The organism is Paenochrobactrum gallinarii, from assembly GCF_014205685.1.
In the GTDB taxonomy this organism is placed as follows: domain Bacteria; phylum Pseudomonadota; class Alphaproteobacteria; order Rhizobiales; family Rhizobiaceae; genus Paenochrobactrum; species Paenochrobactrum gallinarii.
The window spans coordinates 1-15997 of record NZ_JACIIU010000005.1 but is presented as its reverse complement, the minus strand read 5'-3'; the positions used below and the strand labels follow the sequence as shown (position 1 = coordinate 15997).

The following is a 15997-nucleotide window of genomic DNA, read 5'->3' as shown; positions in this document are numbered from 1 at the left end:
AAGTTATGCGCCGGTCAGTCTTTGAAATTTTAGTGGCTGCCGCTTTTTTCCAGCAGCTTCAAAGCCGGGGCAGGCAATTCCAGATCATCGGATGTTTTGCCTTCAGCAGGAATTTCAATCCAGCGCTCCGCCAGACCGTCAGTACATTGCTGCACAACAGGGGAATAGAGCATTTCGCCAGCTTTCAGATCGGTGGTCAGATAAGCGCGCAAGACAAATTCATCATATTCGTCATCACCCAGATTACCGTCGCTCCAGATAACTTCCTTGACGCCTTCTGTGATTGGTGTGCCGTAATAATCATAACTTTTGCCATATTCACCACGGGTTTTTTCAAGCTGCCATCCGGCTTTTGGCATTGGTTTGACCGCAATCACACCATCTGGAATTTTAACGCGGACAACATTGGTCGGCTTGCCTTCACAGCCATGTGGTACGCGTAAAACGGCTTTATAAGTTGAGCCGACCGGCGCTTCGTTTTTTTCAAGGCTGACATGCGCTAAAGCAGATGAACTGCAGATAGCAGCGAGTGCAACAGCAAGGGTTAGCTTTTTAATCATTGGCAAAGTTCCATTGGGGGTTGAGCCGGTCTCACACCAGCGTTTTTTTTGAAATGCTAAAAACAAACATCAAACAGCATATGGCGATTTTAATAATAGGCGTGCTGCCGCAAGTCGTTTATCCGTTGACCAGAGTGCCCGACTATGTGTTGAACATTATATAAATGGGGGAGAGCGCGGACTGCCCGGCTTGTCAGAAATGAGAGAGCCACTCAGAAGATAATCTTCCGCGACCATTAACCGGTCAGTACGCTGCAACAGCGGGTTCTCGAGTGAGTGACTGGCGGGCTGATCCTGAAAAATGGGGGCAAACATGCTGCAATTGATTGTGCAGCAATCAGGGATCATTGGCTGATCATTCTGATCTGAAGAATTATCAGCTATTTCGCTTAATGTTATACAGATCGGATTGCCAAAAGCATCAAGCATCGGCGAGACGGATGCATAACCAAGAGCCAATGCACCTGTGAGTGACTGCAATACGAGCAGACAGGCTGCGACAAGCGCTATACCTTTCCCTCGTAAAGTCAGCCATTCTTTATGCATCACTGTTCTCTTATCGTTTAATTGGTTTGAGCCGGATCATTCAAATATGCAATCAGATTGCTCAGGTCTTCCGGTTTTTTAATGCCGGCAAAGGCCATAGAGGTTCCTTTGACAGTCGCTTTGGGAGCGCTGAGAAACTGGCTAAGCAGCTCTGCGTCCCATATCTTGCCGTCATCTGCAAATTTTGTCAGTGCGGCTGAATATTTGAATCCTTCGGCCGATGCAACGGGGCGGCCTACAATATCAGCCAAAGTTGGACCAACGCGGTTGGCACCATCAATAGTGTGACAAGCCTGACATCTTTTAAAGACTTTTTTTCCTGCAACCGGATCACCATCCGCCAAGGCGGGCATGGAAAGAGTGGTGAGAAAAGCCACAATGGCGACGTGTAGTTTCATTGCTATTTCCTAATTTATTTAGGGATTTTACTGCACTTTACACAATGTAAAACCCTTAACCCCGTAAGCGGGGATCAGTCTGTTGGTATGAGAAAACAACATCGGGACTTAGCGAAACAACACTCGGACTTTGCTTCGCATAATAATGATGTTTATTCCTGACCAACAATATCCGGTCATAGCAATGTTGCCCAATTGCGCCCTTGGACAAATTGTCCAAGCCTGTCGGCGCTCGTTATTTTCGTAAAATTTGTTAAAAGGCACCGTCATGCCCTTTAATCCGGAAAGCTGGAATGCCCGCGCAAATTCATAACGTCACCAATAAACAGCATTTTTTATTTCTGATACAGTTGCGTTGGCTTGCTGTTGCAGGGCAGGTTTTCACCATTTTTTTTGTGAGCCAGTGGTTGGTCATCGCACTACCACTCGTGCCAATGTCAATTATTATTGGCTTACTGGTTGCGCTGAATAGTGTCAGTTATATCCACTACAGACAAGAAAAATATATTAGCAAAAGATATATGTTTGTTGGCATGCTGATTGATGTTCTGGCACTTTCTATCCAGTTTTATCTGAGCGGCGGGGCTTCAAATCCATTTATAACATTGTTTTTATTGCAAATTATCCTCGCCGTTGTTCTGCTTGAGGCATGGGCGACCTGGATATTGGTTGTTGTATCAAGTCTCTCTTTCATTGCTTTGACGGTTTATTATCGTCCCATTGAAATCCCGCATCATGATGGCAGCGATTTTTTCAATCTGCATATTCAGGGTATGTTTATTTGCTTTGTGCTGGCATCCATTTTGCTGGTTTTAGTTGTCAGTCGCATTCAGCGTAATTTAAGTGAGCGTGATGCGCAATCGGCGGAAGAAGATCATATTGTTCGCATGGGCTTGATGGCTTCAGGTGCCGCGCATGAGCTTGGCACGCCGCTGGCAACCGTTTCGGTTATTTTGAGCGATTGGCAACGTATGCCTATATTGCAAAATGATCCGGTTTTGACAGAGGAACTTACTGATATGCTGGCGCAGATTGACCGTTGTAAGGGCATTGTGTCCAATATATTGCTTTCCTCCGGCACAGCCCGCGGCGAAGGTGCAGTGCGCACCACAATCAATAAATTTATGGATGATCTTGTAGTCGATTGGCAAAATTTATATCCGGCAACCCGCGTCGATTATATCAATCATTGCCAGCCGGATATGCCGATTATCGGTGACATAGCTTTGCAACAGGTTATCTTCAATGTGATGGATAATGCACGTGAGGCATCACCTGACAAGGTTGGTATTGAGACAAGCATAGTATCAGATGATCTGGTTATCGCTATCAGCGATGAAGGAAAAGGTTTTGCACCTGATGTACTGGCAGAGCTGGGCAAGGCTTATTGCTCCACCAAGAAACGCCCTGAAAGTGGTTTGGGGCTATATCTGGTCAGTAATGTAGTGCGTAAACTCAATGGTCAGGTGAGTGCGCGTAACCAAACATCAGGTGGCGCAATTGTGTCTATTCGCTTACCGCTTTTTTCGATTTGCTAAGGTGATAATGATGACTGATCGGCGTGAATTATTGATCATCGAGGATGATGCATCATTTGCTCGTGCGTTAAAACGCTCGTTTGAGCGGCGGGACTACCATGTGCATTTATGTGATGATGTCGGGCAGATTGAAGCGATATTGAAAAATGTTTCGCTCAAATTTGCGGTGGTGGATTTAAAATTACCAAGCGGCTCAGGTCTTGAATGTGTAAAGCTTTTGCACGCGCATGATCCGGACATGAAGATTGTGGTGCTGACCGGCTTTGCAAGTATTGCTACAGCCGTTGAAGCAATCAAGCTTGGCGCCTGTCAGTATTTGCCGAAACCCTCCAACACCAATGATATTATTGCAGCCTTTGATAAGGAAGAGGGGGATGCTTCAGTGCCGCTGACGACACGTCCGACGTCCATTAAAAATTTGGAATGGGAGCGCATTCATGAAACTTTGGTAGAGGCTGAGTTTAATATTTCAGAGACTGCACGCCGCCTTGGTATGCATCGCCGCACACTTGCGCGAAAACTTGAGAAAAGGCGGGTGAAGTAATAAATTTGTATCACTTCACCCATTTTATGATTAGCCTAACTCTGAGCTGGAATGCTCTGGTGCACTGTGAACCAGTTGTGTTTCAGGCGTGTGAACCAAAGCCAGATAGCGTTCAAACTGAACCAGAATATCGGCAATCAGCTGCTCTCGGGTAAAGCCCATTACATCATAACCACGACCACCACTGGAAAAGTAAGTGCGCGCTTCATGTCGGTAAGTAGGCTTACCGACACCTAATGTTGAATAGGCAGGGGCAACTTGCTGAACCGGCATGATACCATAGATAAAATCGCGCATGCCCTCTGCCGTGGACCGCAGGGCAATCGAACCATTCTCATCCTCGTCTACGATGGTTTCACGCCCACGATTATTCAGCTCTTTGGTCACTGCATTGAGCGCATCTTTGGCTGTACCATTCATGAAGTTGGTTACTTCACGTTTAGACGGGGCGTGCAAAATTAAGGACAATCTGCGCTGCCATGTCAAACCGGAAGCCGGTTGTGCACTTGGTGGCGAAGGAATTGTTGCCTGTGCCTCTCTTTGTGCCAAGTCGGCTTTCATACCTTTGAAAAGCGACCAGACAAGTGCAAGAATAACGATACAAAATGGTAAGGCGCTTGCAATTGTTGCTGATTGAAGCGCATTTAAACCGCCAGCAATCAACAGACTGGCTGCGACGACACCTTCTAATGCACACCAGAAAACACGCTGACCTGTAGTGGTTTCGGTCTCGCCGCCTGCAGCGATTGCATCAATAACCAAGGAGCCGGAATCGGCGGATGTAACAAAGAAAATTGCCACCAAAACGACAGCCAAGCCTGAAGTGAGGGTTGTCCATGGCAGATACTCGAAGAAATAAAACAGGCCAACAGACACGTCAGCGGCAATTTCTGCACCCAGTTTACCACCGGCGACTGTCGTGTCGATCATGATGGCTGAATTGCCAAATACCGTCATCCAGAAGAAGGTGAAACCGGCAGGAATAAATAGAACCGCTGTCACAAATTCCCGAACTGTACGCCCGCGGGAAATACGGGCAATAAACATGCCGACAAATGGTGACCATGAAATCCACCATGCCCAATAAAATAATGTCCATGCATCAACCCAAGGTGTTGGTTCATATGCATAAATATTAAAAGTGCGCAGCACGATTGTATCAAGATAAAGGCCGATATTTTGAACGAAATCACGGAAAATTTCAGTTGTTTGCCCAACAACCAAGACAAATAACATGAGCAAAATTGCAAATAGCAGATTGGTTTCGGATAGAATTTTGACGCCTTTATCAAGCCCTGTAACGACAGAAATTGTAGCCAGGCCAGTAACAGCCGCAACCAATAGTAATTGAATTTCCAGGTTGATCGGCACACCGAGCAGGTAATTCAAGCCAGCATTCATCTGTGAAACACCAAGCCCCATTGATGTTGCAATACCGAACATGGTGCCGACAATGGCAAAAATATCCACGGCATGACCAATTGGTCCGTTAATGCGTTCTTTTAGCAATGGATAAAGGCCGGAGCGGATGGTGAGCGGCAAATTATATCGATAGCCAAAATACGCCAGTGAAAGGCCAACCACGGCATAAATTGCCCAGGCGTGAATGCCCCAATGGAAAAATGTAACCGCCATTGCTTCACGGGTTGCGGCAACGGAGCGTGGCTCTGCGGTTGGCGGAGCCATAAAATGCGTCATCGGCTCACCAACCGCATAATACATCAGACCAATGCCCATACCGGCCGCAAACAGCATTGCAATCCATGATATAAAGCTGAAATCCGGCGTTGCATCATCAGGGCCGAGTTTTAAGCGTCCATAGCGCCCTAAACAGATGAGCAAAACACTGATAAGAAAAATGCCGACTGAGAGCAAATAAAACCAGCCGAAATTGGTGAGGATCGTTTGCTGAAGCTGCGCAAAAATAGTCGCTGCGCGATCAGGGACAACCACTCCTACTGCTAAAAATATTCCGATGATAATAATAGCACCGAAAAAAACAGGAGGATTTATGACAAATTTAGCAGGCATGGGCGCTCTCTGAAGTTGATGGCTTTAGGGCGGCAGTCATAATTGTCTGAGCTGTGAGATAATAGCAAGGTCGCGGGTGTATGAAAATTTGCCACGTGGTTAATGCCGTTTGATCAAAACTCATATCGGCAGAGCAAGATCAGACTTGACCCTGTCCAGAACGATGATTGTCCGATAGGACATGACATAAGGGTTATCGCCCAAAAGACGTGCGGTTCTGGCCTCATATTCTTCGGTGCTGGGCACACTCATAATCAAAATAATGCCCGCATTTCCGGCGACGCCATAGCATTGCTGCACATCTTCTGCATTTTTGAACATTTTTTTAGCAGCAGCGACCGTTGTGGAACGTTCATCGCTCAGAGTTACCTCGACAATGACTGTTACCGGAAGGCCGACGATTGAGGGTTCAACAATGGCAGCTATTTTTTTAATTGCGCCATTATTTTGCAATTTGACAATGCGGCGCTGAACAGCGGCAGGGGAAAGATGAATGCGCTCTGCCAGTTCTTTTTGCGAGCGTGAGGCATCCTCTTGCAGCAGCTTGAGCAGTGCCTTGTCGTAACTATCTAACTTGATATGAGCGGACATTGCATCTTCCGTATTAAAGCGAGTGAAAATTGCGCGGTTTTATAAATCATAGAGCCCTAATATATGATTGCATGAAATATTTCTATCTGTAACTTTGCGTGATTGTTTTACGTGAGGAGAAATGGTGCCAGGCGAAACATTGATGAGCAATCACAAGTCGTAATGATAAGAAACAGATCTTATAAAAATAGAATTGCCCTGGTCATTTCTTTATTTATTGCGGTTTACGCAACCATTTTCTCACGTCTTGTGTATTACGGTACGATTGAAAGCCCGGAAAAGCGTTTTGTTTCACAACAGGTGAGTGTGAACCGCCCGCAAATTCTTGATCGAAACGGCAAAATACTGGCGATGGATATTAAGGCTTATTCACTTTATGCCGAACCACGCCGCATTACAGATATTGATGAAGTTGCGGAAAAAGTGAACCGCATCATTCCGCAGCTTTCATTAAAAACATTATATGACCGGTTATCCAGCCCGTCTGATTTTATTTGGCTGGCACGCCAGTTGACGCCGGCCGTCAAAAACAAACTGATGATGGCAGGTATTCCGGGCATTGGTTTTCGCCCTGAGCTTAAACGTTTTTATCCGGCAGGACGTACCACATCGCATATTATTGGTCTGACCAATATTGATAATTCAGGTGTGGCTGGTTTGGAAAAGTGGCTTGACGGACAGGGAATTGCAGATCTGCGTAATGCGGGCCTTGCAAATGCCGAAAGCTTTGCACCCATTGTCACCTCGATTGATATAAGGGTGCAGCATGTCTTGCATCACGAATTATCCCGTGCACTTGTGGAGTATGGTGCCGCCGGCGTCGGTGGCGTTATTCTTGATATTAAGAGCGGCGAAATTATTGCTTTGGCTTCATTGCCGGATTTTGATCCGCATTTTCCGACCGAAGCACATCTGCCAGACAGATTGAATCGTGTAACCGCCAGCGCCTCAGAAATGGGTTCGATCATCAAAACTTTTACCACTGCAATGGCAGTGGAATTTGCCGGAGCTGACCTGACAACCATTTATGATGCAACCAATCCGATCAGGGTTGGCAATCAATTTGTACGCGATTATTTTGGTAAAAAACGTCCGCTGACCTTGGAAGAGGTTTTCCTTTATTCGTCCAATATCGGTTCAGCGCATGAAGCCTTATCCGTTGGTGTGGAGGCGCATCGCGGCTTCTTGCTGGAAACAGGTTTGCTGAAGCGATTGCAACTGGAACTGCCGGAAATTGCAAAGCCAATGGAGCCACGCAACTGGACGCCACCAACATCAATCACTGCTGCTTTTGGACATGGCTTTGCCACGACGCCATTACAAACAGCCGTTGGTATTGGCGGTGTATTAAACAACGGCATATTAGTGGCTCCGACCCTTTTAAAACGTGCCAGTCTGGATGAATTGCCGGCAACTCGGATTGTGAGTGAAAAAGCCAGTGCCATTTTGCGTCATTTATACCGTTTAAGCGCGGTTAAAGGCTCGGGTAGACGCGCCAATATTGCCGGGCTTCGTGTAGGCGGAAAAACCGGTACCGCAGAAAAAGTTATCGATGGTCGCTACGCCAAAAATCGCAACTTCAATGTGTTTGCGGCTGCCATGCCGATGGATGATCCTGCCTTTGTTTATCTCATTATTGTTGATGATCCGGCACCGAAATCTGAAACGCGCGGCCAGACCGCGGGTCTGACAGCAGCGCCGCTTGCCGGTGAAATCATCCGCAAGACTTTTAGCTTTTTAAATCTGACACCATGATTTGAAGGCCAGAATATCTAATTCCAACCCTCCCAATATGTACTGTTTTTTTAAGCAGGCTGATGAAAATTATAATGGAGCAATCCTTTGAGATCAGGACGTTTAGTTTCAATTTGTGCACTAGTCAGCACTTTATTTTTAGCGGGCTGCGTCACCACGCAGAAAACGGAAACGGTGGCTGCAACCGACACTTCGGCGAAGGAAGTCAAGCTGCAGCAAAAAGCTGAAACGGGCACATCATCGAAAAAAACATCAGGTAAACCGCTTGCTGATCCTGCACATATGTATCGTGCGATGAATGATGGTCGGTTTGATATTCCTGCGGTTGATGTGAAGCGCATGAAGCCTGAGCATATGCGCCAGATTGTATCTTATGAGACAAATGAACCGGTCGGAACTGTGATTGTCGAGCAGAAAAGCCGCTATCTTTATTATGTTTTGCCTGACAATAAAGCGGTACGTTATGCTGTTGGTGTCGGGCCTGCAGGGCGCAATTTCCAGGGAACGGCAACTATTGCCTATAAACAGGCTTGGCCACGGTGGACGCCAACATCATCTATGATTAAACGTAACCCGAAACATTATGGACGATATAAGGATGGTGTAGAAGGCGGGCCTAAAAATCCGATGGGTGCGCGTGCACTTTATATACATCAAAATGGTCAGGACACATATTATCGCGTTCACGGCACAAATGCGCCATGGTCTATCGGTAAAGCGGTTTCCGCTGGATGTATCCGTCTTTTGTCCCAAGATATTATCGATCTTCATGATCGCGTCAAACCAGGCTCGCGTATCATAGTTCGTTAACGATGTCCGGTCTATTGTGACCTATAAACAGGATTGGTGCGCTTATTGTGTGCCAATCCGGAACAGTTATTGATTGTAGGATAATTATATTATGTCTCTGACACGACGCGCATTTGTTGTTGGCTTACCGGCAGCCCTTGCAGCTTGTACATCAACACAAGCTGTGAAAGAGGGGCCGAAGGTTTCCGCATATCATAACGCAATGTATGCAGCCGTTGAGGGGGAGCCTTTTTCGGTACCTGCACCTAATTTGAAAAAGATTGACCCGCAATATTACCGCCGGGAAGTTGCTTACGCGAGCGGTTATGTACCGGGTACGGTTATTATCGATACGCAGAAACGTTTCCTGTATTTACAACAGGAAAATGGCCGCGCATTGCGTTATGGTATCGGTGTTGGCAAGGCGGGACTTGAATTTGAGGGCGAAGGCACCATTCAATATAAACGCCAATGGCCAAGCTGGACGCCGACGCAGGATATGATCAAGCGCGAGCCTGAACGCTATGGGCCACTGGCATCCGGCATGGCGCCTGGGCCAACCAACCCGCTTGGTGCACGCGCGCTTTATCTCTTCAAAGACGGGCGTGATACACTTTATCGTATTCATGGCAGCAATGAAGACTGGTCAATCGGCCGCGCGATTTCCAGTGGCTGTATCCGCCTGCTTAATCAGGACATTATCGATCTTTATACCCGTATCCCTAACGGTACAAAGGTTGTGGTGTTGCAGGGTAATTCCGGACAGGTCGCTTCTGCCTCTTAAAGCAGATTATCAATATTAGTTGTTATCGTGATAAAATCAGTATAATTTTTCACGATAACAACCATCTTAAAAGTCAGCCTTTTCACGTCCCCAACCCAAAAACACTGCGCTGCTATGAACGGCAAGCGCAATCATGCTGACCATCCAAAAAACACTGTGCCATTGGAAATAAAAAGCAAAGCTTAGAAGCATTACCCATGTAATTGCGAGCCAGCCGACAACGCCCCATTGTCTGCCCTCACTAATGCCGCCAAGGGCAACAGAGCCTGCCGCAAGAAGTAAAAACAACACAATCTGCTCTGTCAATGACTGGCTGATTTGATAACCGTAAAGCCAGATATATCCGGTCACCAGTATGAATAAGATTATCGCGCCACTTAGCACGATGAAGCCGGAGCTGACAAAATCCGCTGCTTTATCTTTTCTTTTCTCACGGCGGTTTTGTAAATATTCGCGGAACGGTTCATTACTCGCGACAAACGGATTTTGAGACGATTTTTTGCCTTTAACGCCATATGCAAATTCATGCTCCGGCAGATCTGGGCGATAGGTGCCAAATAATCTATCCCAAAAAGCAAAGCTGCCTGCATAATTGGCATCCGAATAGGCTCTGTCATTGACATGGTGGATGCGGTGGTGAGCCGGCGTTACCAGAATATATTCCAGCCAGCCAAGGCGCGGTGTCAGGGCACTATGATTCATCAATTGAATGGAATAATGCAGTACCGACACTGTGATGAAAACGGGCAGCGGTATGCCGATCAAGGCCATTGGAATGAAAAACGGAATAGACGCCAGTGACGAATACCACGAATTGCGTACGGCCAAAGAGAGATTAAAATGTTCGCCTTGATGGTGAACCACATGCACCGCCCATAAAAGCGCGAATTTATGATGCAAACGGTGCAACCAATAAAAGCAAAAATCCCACATCAAAATGGCAAGCAGCCACACCCAGACTTGCGGCCAGCCTTCGACAAGGTTTAAGCTCAAATGCGTTACAATGAAACCGTAACAGGCAAGTTCCAGCCCACGAAACAACCATAACATCATATGGCCTGAATTCAGGTTGAAAACGACATCATGCCAATCCACTTTTTCCTGTTCGGTCTTGGTGAGAATAATCATCTCACCGAGCACCAGAATGATGAGGAGCAGAATGGGGAAGGCAATAGCCATCATAGCGCGCGCCTCAAAATTCTTTTATTTTGCCAATTAAGAATAGAGTGAGCAAATATGCATGCAAAAATGGCAAGGGCTGCTCCGCCCAAAACATCAACAAACTGATGCCGGTGTAATTGCAAAATCGAGACAGTAATGGCAATACCCCAAAGAGCGGTGAAAAGACTGAGAAATAATTGCGTTTTTTGCCATAGTGCGTAAACCGCCAGAATTGTCAGCGTGACATGCAGCGATGGCAGGCAGTTTTGCATAGAATCCAGCTGGATTAACAAACGCAGCACATCTGCACTGAGTGTTTCCTGTGTGACGGCCGGAAATTCCATTGTCGTTGGCCAAAAAGTAAAAACGATACCTGCACCAACTGCTGACAATTGCATGGAGCGTGCCAGCCAAACGAGACGCTGTTGCGGGCAGCATAAATAAGCATATGCACATAATATAAAAAACGACAGATAAAGCCATATTGCACTGGGATCAAACTCAAACCACAAATCAACGACAGAAGGCTGGAGAAGGTGTGCCGATGCCTGATCCTGACTGCTGGTCAGGCTATAAACAACCCCCACAGCACCCCATCCGGTTAACATGTACCACAAGCGCGAATATAGCGAATTCATTCATTCTCCAGCACGGAAATATAGCTTATAATCATAAGATTTGTTTCAATATAGCCGTTTTTATAAGTAATTATCGTCAGATTATAGTAGAAAAACACCTCTTGACGGGAGGGGGACTATCATGCGACTGCGTAAATGAACACCATAATTTAAGTGCGGACATTAATGACAATCGTTCAAAATGGTGCGGGGAAACCCGGATTAAAAATCGCTGGAACCGGTGCCTATCTGCCTGAGACCCGTGTCCTTTCTTCTGAGATTGATGCCCGACTTGGCTGGCCTCAGGGCACGGTGGAAAACCGCTTTGGTTTGACCGCGCGATATGTGGCAAAGGGGCAGGAAACCAGCTCTTTCATGGCTGAACAAGCCTCAAGACAGGCGCTGAAAGCTGCCGGAATTGTCCCGCAAGAGCTTGATCTTATTCTCGGTGCCTGCGGGGTTATGGAGCAAGTTATTCCATCTACCGCCACTTTGGTTCAGCAGCGGTTAGGATTGGGAAAATCCGGCATACCGGCATATGATGTCAATGCAACTTGTCTAAGCTTCATTCAGGCGCTTGATTTAGCTGCGATGAAAATTCAGCTGGGCGTTGCCCGCAGTGTTTTGATTTTTTCTGCTGATATTGCTTCCGTTGGCTTGGACTGGCGTGAACCGGATGTTGCAGCCATTTTTGGTGATGGTGCTGCGGCTGTTGTTTTAACCGCTGACGGAAACGGCCTGATTGCCAGCCGATTTGAAACTTATTCTGAAGGTGGCGAGGCTTGTGTGCTGGCAGGTGGTGGCACTCGAATTTCGGCAGCTGTTGACCGTGACGCAGCGGCTGAAGCATCCTATTTCAAGATGAATGGTCAGGCTGCATTTCGGATCACTGCCCGTTATTTGCCACGGTTTTTAAAACGGTTATTTATGCAGGCCGATATGCATATTGCAGATATTGATTGCATTATTCCGCATCAGGCAAGCGGTCCGTCGCTTACGCATGGTTTGGCACGTATCGGGCTTAACCCTGATCATGTCATCCAGACATTTTCGCGTTTCGGCAATCAAATCGCCACCTCAATTCCGATGGCTTTACATACGGCAATAACGGAAGAACGTGTGAAGCGTGATGATGTAATTTTGCTGGCTGGCACATCAGCGGGTATTTCCATTGGCGGAGCAATATTGCGATATTAATGGCAAAAGTTCTTGTAACCGGTGCAACCGGCTGTCTGGGAAAACGACTAAGCCAATATTTATCGGCACAAGGACATCATGTGCTGGCGCAGGGGCGTGACCTGGCTGCGGGCTCAGAATTTGCAGCTGAAGGCATCGAATTTCTTGCCTTTAATTTGAAGGGCAATTATCCGGCTGCAGCGTTTCAGCATGTTGATATCGTTTTTCATTGCGCGGCACTTTCATCCGCTTGGGGGCCTCGTCAAGAGTTTGAAGCCGTCAATGTTACCGCCACCAAACGCTTGCTTGAAGCTGCGGCCAAAGCACAAGTTGGGCGCTTTGTTTTTGCCTCATCGCCCAGCATTTATGCTAATGGAAAAGACCGCTTTAATCTTGCAGAAGATGCAGCATTGCCGGAGCATTTTCCAAGTCATTATGCCCGCACCAAATATGAAGCGGAATGTCTGGTGCTGGCCGCCGATAATGTGAGCGCTATGCGCACCACCGCTTTGCGCCCGCGTGCGATTTATGGCACCGGTGATCGTTCGCTGATGCCGCGTCTGTTGCAAGCCATTAAGCGCGGGCGTGTGCCGATGATTGGCGGTGGTAAAAGCCTGATTGATATCACCCATGTGTCAGATGCAGCACGCGCTATGGCACTTGCTGGATTTGAAGATGGCGCCTGCGGCGAAGTTTTTAATATTACCTCCGGCGTTGCTTACCGTTTTTCCGAGCTTTTGGCGGCTGTTTGTTCGTTAAACGGCGCTGCCCCTCGCCAAGTTCATATTTCACATGAAAATGCCATGCGACTGGCAAAAATGCTGGAATTTGTACACCGCGTTTTGATGCCTCAAAAGGAGCCTGTCATTACATGTCAGGCGGTCGCGTCGCTCGGTTGCAGCCTGACGCTTGATATCACGAAAGCAAAAGAAAAGCTGGGCTACATCCCAGCTATATCTATTGAAGATGGTATTCAGGATTATGCCGCAAACATCTGAAACCGTGCTGGAATTTACTTGTTTTCATATTGGCTATTGTCGCGGGCCTCACGCAATGACGCAACGCGGCGCGCCGTGGCGCATGAGGCGTTTTCCTGCGGGTGTAGCGCTACTGCGCCATCCGGTTCATGGCACGATATTGTTTGATGCGGGCTATGGCGCACTTTTTAATCAAGCGACAAAGCCATTTCCGGAGCGCATTTATCGCTGGCTGACACCTGTGTCTTTTAATGCGAATTATAACTTGCCCAGTCAACTGCAAAAGCTTGGAGTTTCTGCGCCTGATTTAGTTTTTTTATCACATCTTCATGCTGACCATGTGGCAGGTTTATTTGATTTAAACACTATCCCGCCCGTTATCACATCCCAAACGGCGATTGAAAAACTAAACGCAAAGCGCCTTGCCAGTTTACAAGCTGGATGTCCGGCAATGCTGCGTGACCGGTTAAAAGCCTTACCTTTAAAAGCAGTTGAAAGCCTGCCCCAGCTCAGCCTTCAACCCTACGGATTGCAAGCTTTCGGCAGCGGTTATGATCTATTGGGTGATCAGACTGCGATTGCAGTTTCACTTCCCGGACACGGTTTCGGCCAAACAGGTTTATTTTTACCCAAAACCTCTAAGGGTGCGATTTTTCTGGTGGCAGATGCCGTTTGGAGTTTTCAATCTTTGCAGCGTAATTTGCCACCACCAAAGTTTACTTTGCATCGTTTGGGCAATGCTGCCGCCTTTATGGATAGTTTTGCAAAGTTACGTGCCTTTCACCTGGCTCAGCCGGAGGTCAAAATAATCGCCTCGCATTGCACTGAAAGTTACCCGCTTTCATCATCAGAGGTGAAAATATGAACCCGTTCAGCGTTTTTTTGCGCGCGCGTTATGGTAAATGCTTTGCATCGCGCGAAGCGATAGCCCGGCATCAGCAACAGGCATTTGCGCATTTACGCCGCCATATTATGCCGCGCTCGCCATTTTATAAAGACTTTGCGGATCAGCCATATGAAAACTGGCCGATGATGAATAAAGCACTGATGATGGAGCATTTTACAGACATCAACACAGCCGGTATTACCAAAGAAGATGCCTTAGACATCGCTTTAACCTCAGAAGAAAAGCGCGATTTCGCACCAATGATCGGGCAGGTTGCTGTGGGGCTTTCCACCGGCACATCCGGTCAGCGCGGACTTTTTGCTTCCAATAAACGTGAACGCGCATTATGGGCTGCTTTAATGTTGGGGCGTTTTTCGCCGTCTTTTTTACGCAGTCAGCGGGTTTGCTTATTTCTGCGTGCCAATAATATGCTTTATGAGCGGTTGGGAAATGCGCTGATCAGTTTTGAGTTTTACGATTTGCTACAGGCGTTTGATCTCCATCTGCCGCGTTTGAACAAGCAAAATCCAACAGTTCTGATTGCACCGGCACAAATTTTGCGGCTCTTGGCACATGCTCAAAATGATGGTGCAATTGATATTCAACCTCGTTGCATCATATCTGTCGCAGAAGTGCTTTCCCCCGAAGACGAGGTTGCGATTACAGATGTTTTTGGTGTGGAAGTGGATCAGGTTTATCAATGCACCGAAGGCGTGCTTGGTATGACATGCCGCGCCGGTTCTTTGCACTTAAATGAAGCTTATGTGCATATTGAGCGAGATATTATTGATGAAGCGAGCGGCGCCTTTGCCCCCATTATTACGGATTTGACACGTGAAACCCAACCAGTGTTAAAATATCGCTTAGATGATATTTTAATCCCTGATGATGAGCCGTGTCCTTGTGGCTGTGCAAGTCTGCGTTTGAAACGCATTGAAGGGCGCTGCGATGATATTCTTTATTGGCAAAAGCATGATGGCGGATTGCAAATGATCCCCTCCGATCTTATCCGGCAGGCCGTTGCTACAAGCCAATGTGAAATTCGTGATTATCGCGCTGTGCAAGTTGGCCAGCATCTGCTGAAAATTTGGTTGGATACGGATGATTTTGCATTGGCTTGTCAATATGTTGAGCAAAACCTACTGATGGAAGCTGCAAAATTAAATACGCAGCTTCCAGAACTTAATTTTCATCAAGGTATTACAAGCCACTTAGATCAAAAACGCCGCCGCGTAATTGCGAAATAGTCGCTTCTTGCTTGAGGGGGCGCCATAGTCTTTCGATGTAAATATTGTCGGGATAACGTCCGCTATCATCCATTGATATTTTGATCTTGGCATCAGTCAGAATAGCGATCCAGTCTTTTCCAGTAAACTGGGCCCCTTGATCATTATTCATTATTTCAGGCTTTCCGTATTTGAAAATAGCCTCATTTAAGGCTTCAACCCTGAAGCTGGTATACATTGTGTTTGAGAGTCGACATGAAAGCACTTTGCGCGTTGCCCAATCCATAATCGCAACCAGATAAAGAAAACCACGCTGCATAGAGAGTGGAGTAAGAAGCGCAAACGCGCTTCTCCTCCCCGAACCGTACGTGCACCTTTCAGCGCATACGGCTCTCCATTCAAACTTGGCCCATGGCCA

At 47.0% G+C, this 15997-nt stretch carries 16 protein-coding genes and 1 pseudogene; 9 read left to right on the top strand and 8 right to left on the bottom strand.

Annotated elements, in window-relative coordinates:
- Nucleotides 1-29 precede the first annotated feature (29 nt).
- From FHS77_RS07340 to FHS77_RS07330, 3 genes are all read right to left on the bottom strand, one after another.
- Nucleotides 30-560, bottom strand: coding sequence for a YcnI family copper-binding membrane protein (locus FHS77_RS07340; protein ID WP_184221873.1), 531 nt, complete (start codon nucleotides 558-560; stop codon nucleotides 30-32).
- 156 nt (nucleotides 561-716) lie between these two features.
- A complete protein-coding gene (locus FHS77_RS07335; RefSeq protein ID WP_184221871.1) occupies nucleotides 717-1106 on the bottom strand; it encodes a hypothetical protein in 390 nt (129 codons plus the stop codon).
- 17 nt (nucleotides 1107-1123) lie between these two features.
- A complete protein-coding gene (locus FHS77_RS07330) occupies nucleotides 1124-1504 on the bottom strand; it encodes a c-type cytochrome (RefSeq protein WP_184221869.1) in 381 nt (126 codons plus the stop codon).
- Nucleotides 1505-1797: 293 nt separating this feature from the next.
- On the opposite strand from FHS77_RS07330, the gene FHS77_RS07325 reads away from it, so the two are divergent.
- Together FHS77_RS07325 and FHS77_RS07320 are read left to right on the top strand one after the other, a co-directional pair.
- Entirely contained in the window at nucleotides 1798-3042 is a 1245-nt protein-coding gene (locus FHS77_RS07325; protein WP_184221867.1) for an ATP-binding protein, read from the top strand.
- A 10-nt stretch (nucleotides 3043-3052) separates the two neighbouring features.
- Nucleotides 3053-3586, top strand: coding sequence for a response regulator transcription factor (locus tag FHS77_RS07320; protein ID WP_184221865.1), 534 nt, complete (start codon nucleotides 3053-3055; stop codon nucleotides 3584-3586).
- A gap of 30 nt (nucleotides 3587-3616) precedes the next feature.
- Here FHS77_RS07320 and FHS77_RS07315 read toward each other — a convergent pair whose 3' ends face one another.
- Nucleotides 3617-5617: a BCCT family transporter gene (locus FHS77_RS07315; RefSeq protein ID WP_184221862.1), complete on the bottom strand. Its 2001-nt coding sequence runs from the start codon at nucleotides 5615-5617 to the stop codon at nucleotides 3617-3619.
- A 120-nt stretch (nucleotides 5618-5737) separates the two neighbouring features.
- A complete protein-coding gene (locus FHS77_RS07310) occupies nucleotides 5738-6208 on the bottom strand; it encodes an Lrp/AsnC family transcriptional regulator (RefSeq protein WP_184221860.1) in 471 nt (156 codons plus the stop codon).
- Nucleotides 6209-6370: 162 nt separating this feature from the next.
- Here FHS77_RS07310 and FHS77_RS07305 point away from each other — a divergent pair, with 162 nt between their 5' ends.
- The 3 genes from FHS77_RS07305 (at nucleotide 6371) to FHS77_RS07295 (ending at nucleotide 9536) form a co-directional block, all read left to right on the top strand.
- The gene (locus FHS77_RS07305; RefSeq protein ID WP_184221858.1) at nucleotides 6371-7963 is read left to right on the top strand and encodes a peptidoglycan D,D-transpeptidase FtsI family protein; all 1593 of its coding nucleotides are present in this window, start codon (nucleotides 6371-6373) and stop codon (nucleotides 7961-7963) included.
- A gap of 87 nt (nucleotides 7964-8050) precedes the next feature.
- The gene (locus tag FHS77_RS07300) at nucleotides 8051-8773 is read left to right on the top strand and encodes a L,D-transpeptidase (RefSeq protein WP_246431264.1); all 723 of its coding nucleotides are present in this window, start codon (nucleotides 8051-8053) and stop codon (nucleotides 8771-8773) included.
- Between the two features lie 91 nt (nucleotides 8774-8864).
- The gene (locus FHS77_RS07295) at nucleotides 8865-9536 is read left to right on the top strand and encodes a L,D-transpeptidase (RefSeq protein WP_184221855.1); all 672 of its coding nucleotides are present in this window, start codon (nucleotides 8865-8867) and stop codon (nucleotides 9534-9536) included.
- A gap of 66 nt (nucleotides 9537-9602) precedes the next feature.
- Here FHS77_RS07295 and FHS77_RS07290 read toward each other — a convergent pair whose 3' ends face one another.
- Both FHS77_RS07290 and FHS77_RS07285 read right to left on the bottom strand, forming a co-directional pair.
- Nucleotides 9603-10718, bottom strand: coding sequence for a sterol desaturase family protein (locus FHS77_RS07290; RefSeq protein WP_184221853.1), 1116 nt, complete (start codon nucleotides 10716-10718; stop codon nucleotides 9603-9605).
- A complete protein-coding gene (locus FHS77_RS07285) occupies nucleotides 10715-11335 on the bottom strand; it encodes a phosphatase PAP2 family protein (RefSeq protein ID WP_184221851.1) in 621 nt (206 codons plus the stop codon). Before FHS77_RS07285 ends, FHS77_RS07290 begins: the two co-directional genes overlap by 4 nt.
- Nucleotides 11336-11500: 165 nt before the next feature.
- On the opposite strand from FHS77_RS07285, the gene FHS77_RS07280 reads away from it, so the two are divergent.
- The 4 genes from FHS77_RS07280 to FHS77_RS07265 are packed head-to-tail and all read left to right on the top strand — an operon-like array spanning nucleotide 11501 to nucleotide 15600.
- Nucleotides 11501-12511, top strand: a complete 1011-nt coding sequence (locus FHS77_RS07280; protein ID WP_184221849.1) for a 3-oxoacyl-[acyl-carrier-protein] synthase III C-terminal domain-containing protein — start codon at nucleotides 11501-11503, stop codon at nucleotides 12509-12511.
- Nucleotides 12511-13488 carry an NAD-dependent epimerase/dehydratase family protein gene (locus FHS77_RS07275; RefSeq protein WP_184221847.1) on the top strand — a complete coding sequence of 326 codons (978 nt, stop codon included), beginning with the start codon at nucleotides 12511-12513 and terminating at the stop codon, nucleotides 13486-13488. The genes FHS77_RS07280 and FHS77_RS07275 overlap by 1 nt, the downstream gene beginning before the upstream one ends.
- Entirely contained in the window at nucleotides 13457-14332 is an 876-nt protein-coding gene (locus FHS77_RS07270; RefSeq protein ID WP_343060968.1) for an MBL fold metallo-hydrolase, read from the top strand. Before FHS77_RS07275 ends, FHS77_RS07270 begins: the two co-directional genes overlap by 32 nt.
- Complete coding sequence (locus FHS77_RS07265) at nucleotides 14329-15600, top strand: F390 synthetase-related protein (RefSeq protein WP_184221843.1); 1272 nt, start codon at nucleotides 14329-14331, stop codon at nucleotides 15598-15600. Before FHS77_RS07270 ends, FHS77_RS07265 begins: the two co-directional genes overlap by 4 nt.
- Here FHS77_RS07265 and FHS77_RS07260 read toward each other — a convergent pair.
- A pseudogene (locus FHS77_RS07260) lies at nucleotides 15575-15913 on the bottom strand (transposase); the annotation flags it as partial. The gene FHS77_RS07265 and the pseudogene FHS77_RS07260 sit on opposite strands and share 26 nt — an antisense overlap.
- Nucleotides 15914-15997: the final 84 nt, after the last annotated feature.

Excerpts from the sequence above, each read along its gene's own strand:
- FHS77_RS07325 (WP_184221867.1), top strand. The coding sequence starts at position 1,798 with ATGCCCGCGCAAATTCATAACGTCACCAATAAACAGCATTTTTTATTT.
- FHS77_RS07340 (WP_184221873.1), bottom strand. The coding sequence starts at position 560 with ATGATTAAAAAGCTAACCCTTGCTGTTGCACTCGCTGCTATCTGCAGT.
- FHS77_RS07275 (WP_184221847.1), top strand. The coding sequence starts at position 12,511 with ATGGCAAAAGTTCTTGTAACCGGTGCAACCGGCTGTCTGGGAAAACGA.
- FHS77_RS07295 (WP_184221855.1), top strand. The coding sequence starts at position 8,865 with ATGTCTCTGACACGACGCGCATTTGTTGTTGGCTTACCGGCAGCCCTT.
- FHS77_RS07290 (WP_184221853.1), bottom strand. The coding sequence starts at position 10,718 with ATGATGGCTATTGCCTTCCCCATTCTGCTCCTCATCATTCTGGTGCTC.
- FHS77_RS07320 (WP_184221865.1), top strand. The coding sequence starts at position 3,053 with ATGACTGATCGGCGTGAATTATTGATCATCGAGGATGATGCATCATTT.
- FHS77_RS07280 (WP_184221849.1), top strand. The coding sequence starts at position 11,501 with ATGACAATCGTTCAAAATGGTGCGGGGAAACCCGGATTAAAAATCGCT.
- FHS77_RS07310 (WP_184221860.1), bottom strand. The coding sequence starts at position 6,208 with ATGTCCGCTCATATCAAGTTAGATAGTTACGACAAGGCACTGCTCAAG.
- FHS77_RS07265 (WP_184221843.1), top strand. The coding sequence starts at position 14,329 with ATGAACCCGTTCAGCGTTTTTTTGCGCGCGCGTTATGGTAAATGCTTT.
- FHS77_RS07270 (WP_343060968.1), top strand. The coding sequence starts at position 13,457 with ATGGTATTCAGGATTATGCCGCAAACATCTGAAACCGTGCTGGAATTT.
- FHS77_RS07305 (WP_184221858.1), top strand. The coding sequence starts at position 6,371 with ATGATAAGAAACAGATCTTATAAAAATAGAATTGCCCTGGTCATTTCT.
- FHS77_RS07335 (WP_184221871.1), bottom strand. The coding sequence starts at position 1,106 with ATGCATAAAGAATGGCTGACTTTACGAGGGAAAGGTATAGCGCTTGTC.
- FHS77_RS07315 (WP_184221862.1), bottom strand. The coding sequence starts at position 5,617 with ATGCCTGCTAAATTTGTCATAAATCCTCCTGTTTTTTTCGGTGCTATT.
- FHS77_RS07330 (WP_184221869.1), bottom strand. The coding sequence starts at position 1,504 with ATGAAACTACACGTCGCCATTGTGGCTTTTCTCACCACTCTTTCCATG.
- FHS77_RS07285 (WP_184221851.1), bottom strand. The coding sequence starts at position 11,335 with ATGAATTCGCTATATTCGCGCTTGTGGTACATGTTAACCGGATGGGGT.